This is a genomic window from Hydrogenophaga sp. IBVHS2, from assembly GCF_002127215.1.
In the GTDB taxonomy this organism is placed as follows: Bacteria; Pseudomonadota; Gammaproteobacteria; order Burkholderiales; family Burkholderiaceae_C; genus Hydrogenophaga.
In genome coordinates this window covers 803,920-818,362 of record NZ_NFUT01000001.1, presented here as the reverse complement: position 1 = coordinate 818,362, position 14,443 = coordinate 803,920, and the positions used below count along the sequence as shown (strand labels likewise).

Sequence of the window (14,443 nt, the reverse complement as noted above, 5' to 3'; positions counted from 1 at the left end):
CGTCAGACGGCCATGATGTCCTGTTCCTTGGAAGCCACCAGCTTGTCCACCTCGGCAATCATGCGGTCGGTCAGCTTCTGGATGTCTTCCTGGGCACGGCGGTCATCGTCCTCGGAGGCCAGCTTGTCCTTCACCAGCTTCTTCACCGCCTCGTTGGCATCGCGGCGCAGGTTGCGGATGGCGATCTTGGCGGCCTCGCCCTCCCCTTTGACCACCTTGGTGAGCTCGCGGCGGCGCTCTTCGGTCATGGGCGGCATGGGAACACGGATCAGGTCGCCCTGGGTGGCCGGGTTCAGGCCGAGGTCGGACTCGCGGATGGCCTTCTCGATCTTGGCACCCATGCCCTTTTCCCACGGGGCCACACCGATGGTGCGGGCGTCCAGCAGCGACAGGTTGGCCACCTGGGACAGCGGCAGCATGGAGCCGTAGTAGTCCACATGCACCGTATCGAGCAGCTGCGGGTTGGCGCGCCCGGTACGGACCTTCGTCAGGCTGTTCTTGAACGCCTCGATGGACTGCTGCATCTTGTGCTCGGCGTTCTTGCGGATGTCGGCAATGGTCATGGAATCTCCGGAGGAATGGCAGTGAACGGTACGGGCTCAGACATGGACCAGGGTGCCTTCGTCGGCCCCCATGACCACGGCACGCAGCGCGCCCGGCTTGAAGATGGAGAACACCTTGACGGGCAGCTTCTGATCGCGGCACAGCGCGAACGCCGTGGCATCCATGACCTGCAGGTTGCGCGCCATGGCCTCGTCGAAGCTGATGGAGGTGTAGCGGGTGGCGGTCTTGTCCTTGTTGGGATCGGCGGTGTAGACCCCGTCCACCTTGGTGGCCTTGAGCACCACCTCGGCGCCGATCTCGGCGCCACGCAGCGCGGCGGCGGTGTCGGTGGTGAAGAAGGGGTTGCCGGTACCGGCGGCAAACACCACCACCTTGCCTTCTTCAAGGTACTGCAGCGCCTTGGGACGCACATACGGCTCGACCACCTGCTCGATGGCGATGGCCGACATGACGCGGGCCACCAGACCCGCCTTCTCCATCGTGTCGGCCAGCGCCAGCGAGTTCATCACGGTGGCGAGCATGCCCATGTAGTCGGCGGTGGCCCGGTCCATGCCGACCGAACCACCCGCCACGCCGCGGAAGATGTTGCCACCGCCGATCACGATGGCGACCTGGACGCCCAGGCGGGTGACTTCGGCGATCTCATCCACCATGCGGACGATGGTGGCGCGGTTGATGCCGAAAGCGTCGTCGCCCATGAGGGCCTCCCCCGACAGCTTCAGCAAGATCCGTTTGTAGGCGGGCATGAATGACCTTCAGCAGAGCGGTTCTTGGAATACGGAAACACCAGCCGCCAAGTGTAGCGGCCAGCAGGCGGACGTCGAGTCGCCGCCGGATGTGACAACGGGCCTTGCGGCCCGTTGCTGTACTGGCTTGCCGGTGAACCGGCAGGCCGGTGTCAGGCGCCTTTGGCAGCGGCCACCTGGGCAGCGACCTCGGCGGCGAAGTCGTCGACCTTCTTCTCGATGCCCTCGCCCACCACGTACAGGGTGAAGCCCTTGACGTTGGTGCCGGCGGACTTGAGGTAGGCACCGACGGTCTGCTTGCCGTCGGCGGCCTTCACGAAGACCTGGTCGGTCAGCGAGACTTCCTTGAGGTACTTCTGCACCGAGCCTTCGACCATCTTGGCCACGATGTCGGCCGGCTTGCCCGATTCGGCGGCCTTGGCGGCAGCCACCGAGCGCTCGCGCTCGATCAGGTCGGCGGGCACATCGGCCGAGGTCAGGGACACCGGCTTCATGGCGGCCACATGCATGGCCACATCCTTGGCGGCCACGGCATCGCCGTCGAACTCGACCACGACGCCGATGCGGGTGCCGTGCAGGTAACCGGCCAGCTGGCCACCGTTGGCCCAGCGCTTGAAGCGGCGGAAGGACATGTTCTCGCCGATCTTGCCGATCAGGCCCTTGCGGACTTCTTCCAGGGTGGGGCCGAAGCCGTCCTGGCTGTAGGGCAGCGCGCCCAGGGCGTCGATGTCGGCCGGGTTGTGTTCGGCGATCAGGCGGGCAGCGGCAGCGGCCAGGGCCAGGAAGCTGTCGTTCTTGGTGACGAAGTCGGTTTCGCAGTTGACTTCGATCAGGGCGCCGGTGCTGCCGTCGATGTGCGATGCGACCACGCCTTCGGCGGTCACGCGGCTGGCGGCCTTGCCGGCCTTGGTGCCCAGCTTGACGCGCAGCAGCTCTTCGGCCTTGGCCATGTCGCCGTCGGCCTCGGTCAGGGCCTTCTTGCACTCCATCATCGGGGCGTCGGTCTTGGCGCGCAGTTCGGCGACCATGCTTGCGGTAATTGCCATGTTGCTTTCTCCTGTGGCCTGCCAGGACACCCGGGCAGGCGGTTGAAATACGTCGGATCTCCGGCGGCAGGGTGTGAAAAAGGGGCTACGCGAGCCCCTCCTGCCCAAGCGGTCGGGAATCAGGCGGCGGCGCCGTCCTTGACTTCCACGAACTCGTCGGCGCCTTCGGCGGCCACGGCCTTGGCCACGTCGGTCACGGCGTTGGCGCGGCCTTCCAGGATGGCGTCAGCGATGCCACGGGCGTACAGGGCCACGGCACGGGCCGAGTCGTCGTTGCCGGGGATCACATAGTCGATGCCGGCCGGCGAGTGGTTGGTGTCGACCACGCCCACCAGCGGGATGCCCAGCTTCTGGGCCTCGAGCACGGCGATCTTGTGGAAGCCCACGTCGATCACGAAGATGGCGTCGGGCAGCGCGGTCATGTCCTGGATGCCGCCGATGTCCTTCTCCAGCTTTTCCATTTCGCGGGCGAACAGCAGCTGCTCCTTCTTGGTCATGCTCTCCAGGCCGGCTTCCTGCTGGGCCTGCATGTCCTTGAGGCGCTTGATGGAGGTCTTGACCGTCTTGAAGTTGGTCAGCATGCCGCCGAGCCAGCGCTGGTCGACGAAGGGCACGCCGGCGCGGCGGGCTTCGGCTGCCACGATCTCGCGCGAGGTGCGCTTGGTGCCCACCATCAGGATGGTGCCGCGGTTGGCGGAGAGCTGGCGCACGAATTTCTGGGCTTCCTCGAACAGCGGCAGTGTCTTCTCGAGGTTGACGATATGAATCTTGTTGCGATGGCCGAAGATGTACGGGGCCATCTTGGGGTTCCAGAAGCGGGTCTGGTGGCCAAAGTGGACACCGGCTTCCAGCATTTCGCGCATGGAGATCGACATGGGATTTCTTTCCAGAGGTTGTGTCTAAAATCCAGCCCCGATCGGCCTTCGACGGCGTACCCTGGCGGGTTGCTTTGTCGGAAGGATCCGACACCTGGTCGGGCTGGTTTGCGATTTCTCTGCACCACTTGGCGCAAAGCTTGTCGATTATAGCAGTCACTCCCCCCACCCCGACCCATGCCCAGACGCCACCCGATCCGACCGCTGCCGCACCGCTCGTTTGCCAGGAGGGCTGCATGAAGGTGGCCATCATCGGCGCGGGTGTCGTGGGCATCGCAGCGGCCCACCGGCTGACCGAGCAGGGGCATTCGGTGACCGTGTTCGAGCGTGCCTCCAGGGCGGCCGAGGGGGCGAGCTTTGCGCCCGGCGGACTGGTCGGTGCCGGCTGGCACCAGCCCTGGCGCGGCCTGACCAGGGGTTTCGGCCAGGGCAGCGGCCGTCCGGGCACCCGACTGGGCCTGCGAGGCTGGCCCGGACCGTCCCGCTGGGCATGGCTGTGGAAGTGGCGGTTTCATTCGACAGCACCCCGGGTCGATGACGACCTCGCGGCGTTCCATGCGCTGTCGGTGCGCAGCCAGGACGTGATGAACGACCTGCAGGACCGGCTGCAGCTCGACCATGACCGCTCCGAAGGACTGCTGGTGCTGTTGAGGACCCGCCGCGAGCAGGAATGGGCTCAGCCGGTGGTGGCCCGGCTGCGGCAGTGGGGCACCCCATGCCGGGAGCTCGATGCGGCCGCCGCCCGCCGGATCGAGCCGGCGCTGCGCCCCGACACCGCGCTGGCCGGGGCCATCGAGCTGCCTACAGCCGGTGTGGCCAACCCCCGGGAGTGGGCGCTGCTGATCCGGCAGGCGGCCATGGAGTCCGGTTGCCGGTTCGAGATGGGGCACCCGGTCTCGGCCCTGTTGCCCCGTGCGCAGGGCGGGGTCGAGGTGCAACGGGCCGGTCAGCCCGGCGAATCATTCGATGTGGCCATTCTGTGCAACGGCACCGACGCCGCCGGCCTGCTGGACGGACACGGCCTGCGACTCCCCCTGATGGGCGTCCAGTCGTGCTCGGTGAGCGCGCCGCTGCGCGAGCCGCTGGATGCGCCCATCTCGGGCGTGCTGGACGCCTCGACCGGCATCAGCATCACCCGGCTGGGCCAGCGGGTCCGGGTCAGCGGAGGCCGACTGCTCTCGCGGGCGGACGCGGCACCCGACCCGGACACCCTGCGCCGACTCTACGACGCCCTCCTCGACTGGTTTCCGGGTGCAGCGCGGGTGGGTGGCCCCGGCAGCAGCCTGCAGGAATGGCAAGGCACGCAGTCGGTCCTGCCGGACGGCCCGCCCCTGATCGGCCCCACCCGCATCCCCGGCGTGTGGCTCAACGTGGGCCACGGTGAGGCCGGCTGGAGCCTGGCCTGCGGCGCCGCCAGTGTGCTGGCCGACGGCCTGTCCGGGCAGGCGCCCACGATGGACGCACGCCCCTTCCTGCCCACCCGCCGCGGGCTCTGACCCAACGCACCATGGACCCGGAGGCACGATCCATGTCACCGCTGACGCCTCGCCGCCTCGACCCGACCCACCGGGAAAGCGCCTACAGCGTGGCCACCACCCGCGCCATCGAGTTGCTGGCGCAGGCCGGGCTGCCGCCCGGCACCCTGATGAACCGGGCCGGCGATGCAGCGGCCCGGCTGCTGCGGGCGTGGCAGCCACAGGCCCGGCGCATCGACGTCGTCTGCGGGCCGGGCAACAACGGCGGCGATGGTCTGGTGGCCGCCACAGCGCTGCATCGGCACCTGCAGACACTGGGGCAAGGGCATGTCACGGCCTGGTTGCTGCACGACCCTGCGCGCCCCTTGCCGGGGGATGCAGCCCGGGCGCTGCGTCAGGCGGAGTCCGCCGGGGTCGATCTCCGACGTTTGCCGCAGGCTGGATCGGCCGTGCCGCCGTGGGGTCAGGACGCCGAGGTCCTGATCGATGGACTGCTGGGCATCGGGGCTCGGCCCCTCGGGCCAGGGCCGCTGGCAGAGACCGCATGGGCACTGGCGCAGGATCCCCGGCCAGTGCTGTGCCTGGATGTCCCTTCCGGACTGGATGCGGACACCGGGCGCTGGACCGGTCCGTTGCCGTCGTCGCGCCACCCGCGGGCCACGCTGGCGCTGCTCACCCTCAAGCCGGGCCTGCTCACCGGTCATGGGCGCGATCTGGCCGGGGACGTCTGGCTCGACACCCTGGGTGTCGCAGTGCCCGACGACGCAGGCGTGGCGACCCACTGGGGTGGTTTCGGGTCCGACCCCGGGGACAAGGCCGGGCATCCGCATGCTGCGCACAAGGGCAGTTACGGCGATGTGGCGGTCATGCCGGGGCAGTCGCTGGTGCACAGCGGTCAGGGCATGGCCGGCGCCGCCGTGCTGGCCGCCCGGGCCGCACTCCATGCCGGAGCGGGACGGGTCTATCTGGGTGTGCCGGATGCGTCCACCACCGTCGAATGGGACCCGGTACAGCCGGAACTGATGCTGCGGCATCTGCCCGCCCTGCTGGACCCGCCGACGCTCGCCGCCCTGACGGTGGTCGCGGGCTGCGGCGGCGGGGCGGGTCTTGGCAGCTGGCTGCCCGGCGTGCTCGCCCATGCAGGGCGGCTGGTGCTCGATGCAGACGGCCTGAACGCTGTGGCGAACGACGGGGCGCTGCAGGATGCCCTGCGACGCAGGGGCTGGCAGGCGACCGTGATCACACCCCATCCGCTGGAGGCGGCCCGGCTGCTGGGCCGCAGCACGGCCGACGTGATGGCCGACCGGCTGGGCGCGGCCTCGGCGCTGGCCGGGCTGCTCCAGGTGATCTGCGTGCTCAAGGGAGCAGGAACCGTGGTGGCAGCACCGCAAGGCCTGCCCTGGATCAACGCCAGCGGCAATGCACGCCTGGCCACGGCCGGCACCGGCGATGTGCTGGCCGGCATGGTGGCGGCCGCCATGGCCCGCCACCCGGGAGAAGCCATGGATTCCGTCTGCCGTGCGGTGCATCTGCACGGCCTCCTGGCGCAGACCTGGGATGCCGGCGAGGGCAGCCTCACGGCCGCTGCTCTCGCGCGCGCTGCGCGTCCGGTCTGACAGACCGGGCCGGCCTCAGCCCACCACCATCAGCCCCACCTGCAGCAGCACGATCAGCAGCAGCACCGACAGGTCCACGCCACCCACCAGCGGCACGACCTTGCGGATGGGTCGCAGCAGCGGCGCGAGCAGTTTGTCGAGCATGCCCATGACCGGCGCGTGCGGCTGAACCCAGCTCAGCACCGCATACACGATGAGCAGCAGCATCAGACCCTGCAGCACGGTGCGCAACAGAAAGACGCCGGACATCAGCGGGACGGCGGCCAGCCAGTCGGCCTGCTGGAAGGCAGCGCCGCCCTGCACCAGGGTGACGGTCATGACCGCGTGCAGCAGGGCCAGCAGTTCGGCGGACAGCAGGCTGCCCCAGTCGATGCGGGACTGCGCCAGTGGCCGCGGCAGCACCCGCCGCACCGGCTTGACGATCCAGTCGGTGATCGCCATGACGAAGCGACCCGGCTGGACCGACATCTGCACCCGCTGCAGATTCATCCAGGCCCGCAACAGGGCGGCCGCCACCAGAAAGAAGAACAGGGTATCGAGCAGGAACAGGACGATGCGCATGGGGCGGAGTGTAGGCCGACTGCCGGTCAGCCCCGGCGGCCCTTGCGTGATTTCCCGTTGACGCCGGCCTTCGCCGCCTTCTTGCTGGCGGCCTTGCGCACTGCGGTCTTCACGTCCGTGACGGGCGGCTTGTCCGTGCGACGGCCCTTGCGCTCACGCGTGCCGGCCGGATCGCCGCCCCCCGCCTTCTCGCGCATGGCGCGCCCCACCAGATCGTCGTCGGGCGTGACCAGCCGGAAGTCGATGCGGCGGCCATCCAGGTCCACCCGGCTGACCTGCACATCGACCCGTGTGCCCAGGGCGTAACGGATGCCGGTGCGCTCACCGCGCAGTTCCTGCCGCGCCTCGTCGAAGCGGAAGTACTCCCCGCCCAGCTCGGTGATGTGCACCAGCCCTTCCACATACATCGCGTCCAGCGTGACGAACAGGCCGAAGCTCGTGACCGAGGACACCACCCCGCTGAACTCCTCGCCCAGGTGTTCGCGCATGTACTTGCACTTGAGCCAGGCCTCCACGTCGCGGCTGGCCTCGTCGGCCCGGCGCTCGTTGGCGCTGCAGTGCAGACCGGCGGCCTGCCAGGCCAGCGTGTCGGCCGGCAGCTTGCGCGGCGGCGCGTCGGAAGGCTGCGCGCGGCTGGCCAGCCGCTTGCTCAGCTTGGCATGGGCCTCGCCCGGGGTGGGCAAGGCGGGCAACTGATAACGCCGCTGGGTGAGGATGGCCTTGATCACACGGTGCACCAACAGGTCCGGGTACCGCCGGATCGGGCTGGTGAAATGGGTGTAGGCCTCGAAGGCCAGACCGAAGTGCCCGCTGTTGATCGGGGTGTAGATGGCCTGCTGCATCGAGCGCAGCAGCATGGTGTGGATCTGCTGCGCCTCGGGACGGTCCTTGGTGGCCGCCGCGATCTGCTGGAAATCCATCGGCCTGGGGTTGTCGCCGATTGTCTGCTGCACCCCCATGGCCTTGAGGTAGTTGCGCAGGATCTCCTGTTTTTCGGGCGTCGGGCCCTCGTGCACCCGGAACAGACCGGTGTGCTTGCCCTGTTCGATGAACTCGGCCGAGCAGACGTTGGCCGCCAGCATGGCCTCCTCGATCAGCTTGTGGGCGTCGTTGCGGGTGCGCGGCACGATCCGCTCGATGCGGCCGGACTCGTCGCACACGATCTGCGTCTCCACCGTCTCGAAGTCCACCGCGCCCCGGGCCTGGCGGGCCTGCAGCAGCGCTCGGTAGACGTCGTGCAGGTTCAGCAGGTAGGGCACCAGCGGCTTGCGGGCCTGCGCCTCGGGACCGCGCGTGTTCTGAAGGATGGCGGCCACCTCGGTGTAGGTGAAGCGCGCATGGCTGAACATGACCGCCGGGTAGAACTGGTACGCATGGACCTCGCCCTTGGCGTTGATCAGCATGTCGCACACCATGCACAGCCGCTCCACCCCGGGGTTGAGCGAGCACAGCCCGTTGGACAGCTTCTCCGGCAGCATGGGGATCACGCGTCGCGGGAAGTACACCGAGGTGGCGCGGTCGTAGGCATCGATGTCGATGGCCGAGCCGGTCTCCACGTAGTGACTCACGTCGGCAATCGCCACCAGCAGGCGCCATCCCTTGCCCCGGCCCACCTTGGCCGGCTCGCAGTAGACCGCGTCATCGAAATCGCGCGCGTCCTCGCCGTCGATGGTCACCAGCGGCACGTCGCGCAGGTCGACGCGGTGCTGGAGGTCGCTCGCCCTCACATGATCGGGCAGCGACCGCGCCTGGGCCAGGGCGGCTTCGGAGAACGCGTGCGGCACGCCGTACTTGCGCACGGCGATCTCGATCTCCATGCCGGGGTCGTCGATCTCGCCCAGCACTTCCTTGATGCGACCCACCGGCTGCCCGTAGAGCGCCGGCGGTTCGGTCAGCTCGACCACCACCACCTGACCCGGTTTGGCCGAGCCGGTGGCGCCCTTGGGGATGAGCACGTCCTGGCCATAGCGCTTGTCTTCCGGCGCCACCAGCCACACGCCGCTTTCCTGCAGCAGGCGGCCGATGATGGGTGCGTCGGAGCGCTCCAGGATCTCGGTCACGCGCCCCTCCGGTCGGCCCTTGCGGTCCAGCCGCACGATGCGGGCCTTGACGCGGTCCTTGTGGAGCACCGCGCGCATTTCGTTGGAGGGGAGATAGATGTCAGCCTGTCCATCGTCCCGGATCACGAAGCCGTGTCCATCGCGATGACCCGAGACGACGCCTTCGAATTCGGCCAGCAGGCTGTTTTTTTCGTTCACTGTTTTGTCGATCAATTTTTTGATGCTATACTTGCGGTCTTCCTGAGATGCCCAGGTGGCGGAATTGGTAGACGCACTAGTTTCAGGTACTAGCGCCGAGAGGCGTGGAGGTTCGAGTCCTCTCTTGGGCACCAATCATAAAGGCCAGCAAACGCAAGTTTGCTGGCCTTTTTCTTTGCCGTGACGACGGCGCACACGGCACAGCCGGACACGGCAACGCCCACGCGGACCACAGGTCCGCACAGGGCGCAGAGGCGTTCCGTCAAATCGGGACCGCCAGCAGGTCGTGACCCTCGGCGGCGACCACGCGAGCCCGCGTGAACTCGCCCACCTTGAGGGTCTTGCTGATCTTCTCGGGCGGCAGCAGCCGCACCAGGCCGTCGATCTCGGGCGCGTCGGCATAGCTGCGGCCCACGCCACCCTTCTTGCCCAGGCCGGGTGCCGAATCCACCAGCACCTGCAGGGTGGCGCCCACGCGGCGCCGCAGGCGCTCGGCCGACACGGCTTCGGCCACGGCCATGAAGCGTGCGCGGCGCTCCTCTCGCACCGCATCGGGGACCGGGTCGGCCAGCGCATTGGCCGCCGCGCCCTCCACCGGCGAGTAGGCGAAGCAGCCCGCACGGTCGATCTGCGCTTCCTGCACGAAATCGAGCAGGTGCTGGAACTCGGCTTCGGTCTCGCCCGGGAAGCCGGCGATGAAGGTGCTGCGCACCACGATCTGCGGGCAGATCTCGCGCCAGCGGGCAATGCGTTCCAGGTTGCGCTCGCCGCTGGCGGGGCGCTTCATGCGCTTGAGCACATCGGGGTGGCTGTGCTGCAACGGCACGTCCAGGTACGGCAGCACCAGTCCTTCGGCCATCAGCGGAATGATGTCGTCCACGTGCGGGTACGGATACACATAGTGCAGCCGGACCCAGGCGCCATAGGCCTTGGCGATCTCGCCCAGCGTGCGCACCAGATCGAACAGGCGGGCCTTGACCGGCTTGCCGTCCCAGAAGCCGGTGCGGTACTGCACGTCCACCCCGTAGGCCGAGGTGTCCTGGCTCACCACCAGCAGTTCCTTCACACCGGCCTCGAACAGCTTGCGGGCCTCGGTGAGCACATCGCCGATGGGGCGGCTCACCAGATCACCGCGCATGCTCGGGATGATGCAGAAGGTGCAGCGGTGGTTGCAGCCTTCGCTGATCTTCAGGTACGCATAGTGGCGCGGCGTCAGCTTGATGCCCTGCGGCGGCACCAGGTCCACGAAGGGATCGTGCGGCTTGGGCAGGTGGGTGTGCACCGCCTCCATCACCTCGTGGGTGGCGTGGGGGCCGGTGACCGCCAGAACGCTGGGGTGCATCTGGCGCACCAGATTGCCACCGCCCTCGCCCTCGCGCGCACCCAGGCAACCGGTGACGATGACCTTGCCGTTCTCGGCCAGGGCTTCGCCGATGGTGTCCAGGCTCTCGCGCACGGCATCGTCGATGAAGCCGCAGGTGTTGACGATCACCAGATCGGCCCCGGCAAACGTCTTGGAAGTCTGGTAACCCTCGGCGCTGAGCTGCGTGAGGATGAGTTCGGAGTCGGTCAGGGCCTTGGGGCAGCCCAGGCTCACGAAGCCGACCTTGGGCGGGGACGCGGTCGCGCCCGATGTCTGGGGGGTATCACTCATGGGCCCGATTGTCTCAGACCCATGTGACCGGCGGCGCTCAGCGCTTGAGCCCGAAGGCGGCCAGCATCTGCTCGCTGTTCTTCTGCATCTGCTCCTGCATCTGCGTGAACGCGGTGCGCGACTGTTCCATGTAGGTCCCCATCATGCCCTGCATCATGGGCGACTGGGCGTTCATGAACTGCTTCCAGGCCTCAGGATTCATGCCGGAGGATTGTTCGGCCATCTTGTGCTGCAGGTCCATGAAGATCTGCACGTTCTTCTCCAGATAGGAGCCCATGAAGTCCTGCATGGCGTGGCCATAGAAACGGATGATGTTGGCCAGCACCTGTTCGGTGAAGATGGGGACGCCGGCCGTCTCCTCTTCAAGAATGATCTGGAGCAGGATGCTGCGGGTGAGGTCTTCGTTGGTCTTGGCGTCGCGCACCACGAACCGCTCGCTGTCCATGACCAGCGCCTTGACCTCCGCCAGCGTGATGTAGGACGACGTGTCGGTGTCGTACAGCCGGCGGTTGGGGTACTTCTTGATCACCCTCACCGATTCGGACGGGCGGGCGGTGTCGGCCTTGGATTTGTGCACTCGGAGCTTTCAGGACGGGAACGGAACTTCGCAGAAGGTGATCGGACGCTTGCCGCCTTCGTCGTCAGGATTCTAGAAATCCGCATCGACCGAGTGTGCATGGGTTTTCCCTGTGCGACAACGCCTGTGCGCCTTCGCCACCCACTGCACATCCCCCGTGATTGCGACACCCTCTGCATGAAACGATTCAAACGCTGGCTGCCCGATGCCGCCGCCGTGCGCAACAACCGATGGCTTCGCTGGCTCGGCCCGGCGCTCCACCATCCGGCCCTCTGGAGCCTGCGCCGGCGGGGGTTTGCGCTGGGTATGGCGCTGGGCATCTTCTTCGGGCTGCTGATTCCGGTGGCCCAGATTCCGCTGAGCGCAGGTGCGGCCGTCCTGCTCCGTGCCCATGTACCGGCCGCCATTGCCAGCACCCTGGTCACCAACCCGGTGACCTTCGGGCCGGTGTACTACGTGGCGTGGAAGCTGGGGGAATTCATGCTGGGGGAGGCTTCGTCCGGTGTCGGCATGTCGCTGGCAGCCGGCCTGGGCACCCTGGCGGTCACCCTGGCCGCAATCACCTACGCAGTGGTGTCGCAAGTCTGGCGCTGGCGGGTGGTTCGCAAGCGCGAACAACGGACAGCCACCTGGGCGGCGACCCAAAAGGACAGGGCCTGACGTTGCCGCCAGGCCCTGGGGATCCACATTCGTGTGTGGTAGGCGCGATTGGACTCGAACCAACGACCCCCACCATGTCAAGGTGGTGCTCTAACCAGCTGAGCTACGCGCCTGAAATCGTTGCAAGCCTCGCAGTATAGCACGCCAAATCGAGGTCATTTGCGGCGCACCATGCGCACCCCGGGCACATCGCTGACCACGGCCATGGCCCGTGCCACCTGGCGGGCATCCGTCACCTCGATGGTGAAGGTCATCCAGGCGATGTCACGCACCGTCTGGGTCTGCACGCCGATCACGTTCATCTTCTCGCGGGCAAACACGTCGGAGATGTCGCGCAGCAGGCCCTGGCGGTCCAGCGCCTCGATGCCCACGTCGACCGGATAGACCGTGGGCTTGCCGTCACGGCCCGCCGGGCCCTGCCCGCTCCATTCCACCGCGATCACCCGGTCCGGCGCCTTGCGGCACAGGTGCTGGTAATCGGAGCAATCGGCGCGGTGCACGCTGACCCCCTTGCCCCGGGTGATGAAGCCGCCGATGTCGTCCGGTGGTGCCGGCTTGCAGCACTTGGCCAGCTGGGTCATGAGCGATTCGACACCCACCACCAGCACCCGGCCCGCGTCGCCGCCGGCCTGGCGCCGGGGCTTGCGCACCCAGCTGGTGGCGGCTTCGGGCGCTGCCTGGGGCTCGGCCGGTCGCAGGTGGGTCTCGATGGCGCGCAGCGAAAGCTCGTCCTTGCCCACCTGCTCGAACAGTTCCTGCGCCGATGTCAGCCCCAGCATGGTCGCCAGATCGTCGAGCTTGAGTGCGGTACGGCCCTCGCGCTGGAGCAGCTTCTCCACCGCATCGCGTCCCCGTGCGATGGTCTCCTGCAAGGCCAGCGCATTGAACCAGGCCCTCACCTTGGCCTTGGCGCGGTGGCTCACCAGGTAACCGAGTTCGGGATTGAGCCAGTCGCGGGACGGTCCGCCTTCCTTGGCCGCCGTGATCTCCACCGTCTGGCCGTTCTGCAGTGGCGTGTTGAGCGTGACCATGGCGCCGTCGACCCGGGCACCGCGGCAGCGGTGTCCCAGGTCGGTGTGGACCGTGTAGGCGAAGTCCACCGCCGTGGCGCCCTGCGGCAGCTCGACGATGGCGGCATCGGGCGTGAGCACGTAGATCCGGTCATCGAACAGGCCGGGCGCGGCACCGCTGAGGTCGCGCTCCCAGGCCAGCAGCTGGCGCAGCACCGCAATCTTGGCGTCGTACCCGGAACTGGCCGACACGCCGGCATAGCCCTTGGCACCGGCCTCCTTGTAGGCCCAGTGCGCCGCCACGCCGTGCTCGGCGTGGTCGTGCATGGCCTGGGTGCGGATCTGGATCTCGAACGCCCTGCCCTGCGCATCGCGCACCACCGTGTGCAGCGACTGGTAACCGTTGGGCTTGGGCTTGGCGATGTAGTCGTCGAATTCGTCGGGCACCGGCGTGAAGTTCGCATGCACCCAGGCCAACACGGCGTAGCAGTCGGCCAGCTGCGGCACGATCACCCGCAGGGCCCGGATGTCGAACACCTGGTCGAAGCCCAGCCCCTTGCCACGCATCTTCTTGACGATGCTGTAGATGTGCTTGGGCCTGCCCTGCACCGAGGCGGCAATGCCCTGGTCCAGCAGGGCCAGCTGCAGCTGCTGGCGGGCCTGGTCGACATGGGCCTCGCGCTCGGCGCGCTTCTCGTCGAGCAGGCGGGCCACATCCTTGTAGGTCTGCGGCTCCAGGAAGCGGAACGCGAGATCCTCCATCTCCCACTTGATCTGCCAGATCCCGAGCCGGTTGGCCAGCGGGGCAAACACATGCAGCGATTCACTGGCCAGTGCCTGGCCCGGATCGGTCCTGGTGGCGGCATGGTGGCGCAGGGTCTGCAGGCGTGAAGCCAGGCGCAGCATGACCACGCGGAGATCGCGCGAGAACGCCAGCAGCATCTTGCGCACGTTCTCGGTCTGGCTGGCCGTGAGCACGCTGGTCAGGGCCTTGCTGCCGGCGGCGTCGGCCTGCTGGTCGGTGGCACGCGCACGCGCCTGCCGCTGCAGCTGGACCAGCTTGGTGGTTTCCACCGCCAGCGCGGCGAAATGTTCGCCGAACGCCTTGGCAATCACCTCCTGCGGCCGATTGAGGTGCTGGCAGGCATAGACCAGATACACCGCCGCCTGCATGGCCTCGGACCCGCCGATGTCGGCCAGGATGCGGGCCACGGCGTCGGCATGCGCCAGCGTGTTCTCGCCGGTGTCCAGCGTTTCGCCGGACAGCAGCGGTTCGGCAAAGGCCCGCGACCGTTGCAGGGCCTGATCACCCGCCGGAAGGCTGGATGCGGTGGCGGCCACGATGGCCGACGCGGCGACGGGGGCCTCGCCGGGCCCGAGGGATGCTGCGCGTTTCATGGC

The 14,443-nt window shown here is 67.9% G+C and carries 12 protein-coding genes and 2 tRNA genes; 4 read left to right on the top strand and 10 right to left on the bottom strand.

The features are described from left to right. Window positions 1-2: 2 nt before the first annotated feature. The 4 genes from frr to rpsB form a co-directional block, all read right to left on the bottom strand. Entirely contained in the window at window positions 3-563 is a 561-nt protein-coding gene (frr, locus tag CAP38_RS04040) for a ribosome recycling factor (RefSeq protein WP_086119554.1), read from the bottom strand. A gap of 36 nt (window positions 564-599) precedes the next feature. Next, on the bottom strand, window positions 600-1,310 hold the full coding sequence (pyrH, locus tag CAP38_RS04035) for a UMP kinase (protein ID WP_086119553.1): 711 nt from the start codon (window positions 1,308-1,310) through the stop codon (window positions 600-602). Between the two features lie 152 nt (window positions 1,311-1,462). Further along, a complete protein-coding gene (gene tsf, locus CAP38_RS04030; protein WP_086119765.1) occupies window positions 1,463-2,356 on the bottom strand; it encodes a translation elongation factor Ts in 894 nt (297 codons plus the stop codon). Between the two features lie 119 nt (window positions 2,357-2,475). Next, a complete protein-coding gene (rpsB, locus tag CAP38_RS04025; protein ID WP_086119552.1) occupies window positions 2,476-3,231 on the bottom strand; it encodes a 30S ribosomal protein S2 in 756 nt (251 codons plus the stop codon). Window positions 3,232-3,467: 236 nt separating this feature from the next. Here rpsB and CAP38_RS04020 point away from each other — a divergent pair, with 236 nt between their 5' ends. Then, window positions 3,468-4,727, top strand: coding sequence for an FAD-dependent oxidoreductase (locus tag CAP38_RS04020; RefSeq protein WP_086119551.1), 1,260 nt, complete (start codon window positions 3,468-3,470; stop codon window positions 4,725-4,727). 32 nt (window positions 4,728-4,759) lie between these two features. Continuing rightward, window positions 4,760-6,322: an NAD(P)H-hydrate dehydratase gene (locus tag CAP38_RS04015; RefSeq protein WP_086119764.1), complete on the top strand. Its 1,563-nt coding sequence runs from the start codon at window positions 4,760-4,762 to the stop codon at window positions 6,320-6,322. Window positions 6,323-6,337: 15 nt separating this feature from the next. On the opposite strand, the gene CAP38_RS04010 is transcribed toward CAP38_RS04015, so the two are convergent. Both CAP38_RS04010 and rnr read right to left on the bottom strand, forming a co-directional pair. Then, window positions 6,338-6,883: a YggT family protein gene (locus CAP38_RS04010; RefSeq protein WP_086119550.1), complete on the bottom strand. Its 546-nt coding sequence runs from the start codon at window positions 6,881-6,883 to the stop codon at window positions 6,338-6,340. A 26-nt stretch (window positions 6,884-6,909) separates the two neighbouring features. Next, window positions 6,910-9,141 (bottom strand): ribonuclease R, encoded by a 2,232-nt coding sequence (gene rnr / locus CAP38_RS04005; RefSeq protein WP_179188441.1) that lies wholly within the window; start codon window positions 9,139-9,141, stop codon window positions 6,910-6,912. Between the two features lie 49 nt (window positions 9,142-9,190). Here rnr and CAP38_RS04000 point away from each other — a divergent pair. Further along, window positions 9,191-9,275: transfer RNA gene (locus CAP38_RS04000), tRNA-Leu, on the top strand. Window positions 9,276-9,403: 128 nt separating this feature from the next. Here CAP38_RS04000 and rimO read toward each other — a convergent pair. Beyond that, on the bottom strand, window positions 9,404-10,795 hold the full coding sequence (gene rimO, locus CAP38_RS03995; protein ID WP_086119548.1) for a 30S ribosomal protein S12 methylthiotransferase RimO: 1,392 nt from the start codon (window positions 10,793-10,795) through the stop codon (window positions 9,404-9,406). 37 nt (window positions 10,796-10,832) lie between these two features. After that, window positions 10,833-11,372: a polyhydroxyalkanoate synthesis repressor PhaR gene (phaR, locus tag CAP38_RS03990; RefSeq protein ID WP_086119547.1), complete on the bottom strand. Its 540-nt coding sequence runs from the start codon at window positions 11,370-11,372 to the stop codon at window positions 10,833-10,835. Between the two features lie 177 nt (window positions 11,373-11,549). Here phaR and CAP38_RS03985 point away from each other — a divergent pair, with 177 nt between their 5' ends. After that, window positions 11,550-12,032 (top strand): DUF2062 domain-containing protein, encoded by a 483-nt coding sequence (locus CAP38_RS03985; RefSeq protein ID WP_086119546.1) that lies wholly within the window; start codon window positions 11,550-11,552, stop codon window positions 12,030-12,032. A 36-nt stretch (window positions 12,033-12,068) separates the two neighbouring features. Here the strand turns inward: CAP38_RS03985 and CAP38_RS03980 are convergent. Together CAP38_RS03980 and CAP38_RS03975 are read right to left on the bottom strand one after the other, a co-directional pair. After that, window positions 12,069-12,145 (bottom strand) — tRNA-Val (locus CAP38_RS03980). A 42-nt stretch (window positions 12,146-12,187) separates the two neighbouring features. Beyond that, window positions 12,188-14,440 carry a bifunctional (p)ppGpp synthetase/guanosine-3',5'-bis(diphosphate) 3'-pyrophosphohydrolase gene (locus tag CAP38_RS03975; RefSeq protein ID WP_086119545.1) on the bottom strand — a complete coding sequence of 751 codons (2,253 nt, stop codon included), beginning with the start codon at window positions 14,438-14,440 and terminating at the stop codon, window positions 12,188-12,190. Window positions 14,441-14,443: the final 3 nt, after the last annotated feature.

Coding starts and splice junctions, on each gene's coding strand:
- frr (WP_086119554.1), bottom strand. CDS start 563: ATGACCATTGCCGACATCCGCAAGAACGCCGAGCACAAGATGCAGCAG.
- pyrH (WP_086119553.1), bottom strand. CDS start 1,310: ATGCCCGCCTACAAACGGATCTTGCTGAAGCTGTCGGGGGAGGCCCTC.
- tsf (WP_086119765.1), bottom strand. CDS start 2,356: ATGGCAATTACCGCAAGCATGGTCGCCGAACTGCGCGCCAAGACCGAC.
- rpsB (WP_086119552.1), bottom strand. CDS start 3,231: ATGTCGATCTCCATGCGCGAAATGCTGGAAGCCGGTGTCCACTTTGGC.
- CAP38_RS04020 (WP_086119551.1), top strand. CDS start 3,468: ATGAAGGTGGCCATCATCGGCGCGGGTGTCGTGGGCATCGCAGCGGCC.
- CAP38_RS04015 (WP_086119764.1), top strand. CDS start 4,760: ATGTCACCGCTGACGCCTCGCCGCCTCGACCCGACCCACCGGGAAAGC.
- CAP38_RS04010 (WP_086119550.1), bottom strand. CDS start 6,883: ATGCGCATCGTCCTGTTCCTGCTCGATACCCTGTTCTTCTTTCTGGTG.
- rimO (WP_086119548.1), bottom strand. CDS start 10,795: ATGAGTGATACCCCCCAGACATCGGGCGCGACCGCGTCCCCGCCCAAG.
- CAP38_RS03985 (WP_086119546.1), top strand. CDS start 11,550: ATGAAACGATTCAAACGCTGGCTGCCCGATGCCGCCGCCGTGCGCAAC.
- CAP38_RS03975 (WP_086119545.1), bottom strand. CDS start 14,440: ATGAAACGCGCAGCATCCCTCGGGCCCGGCGAGGCCCCCGTCGCCGCG.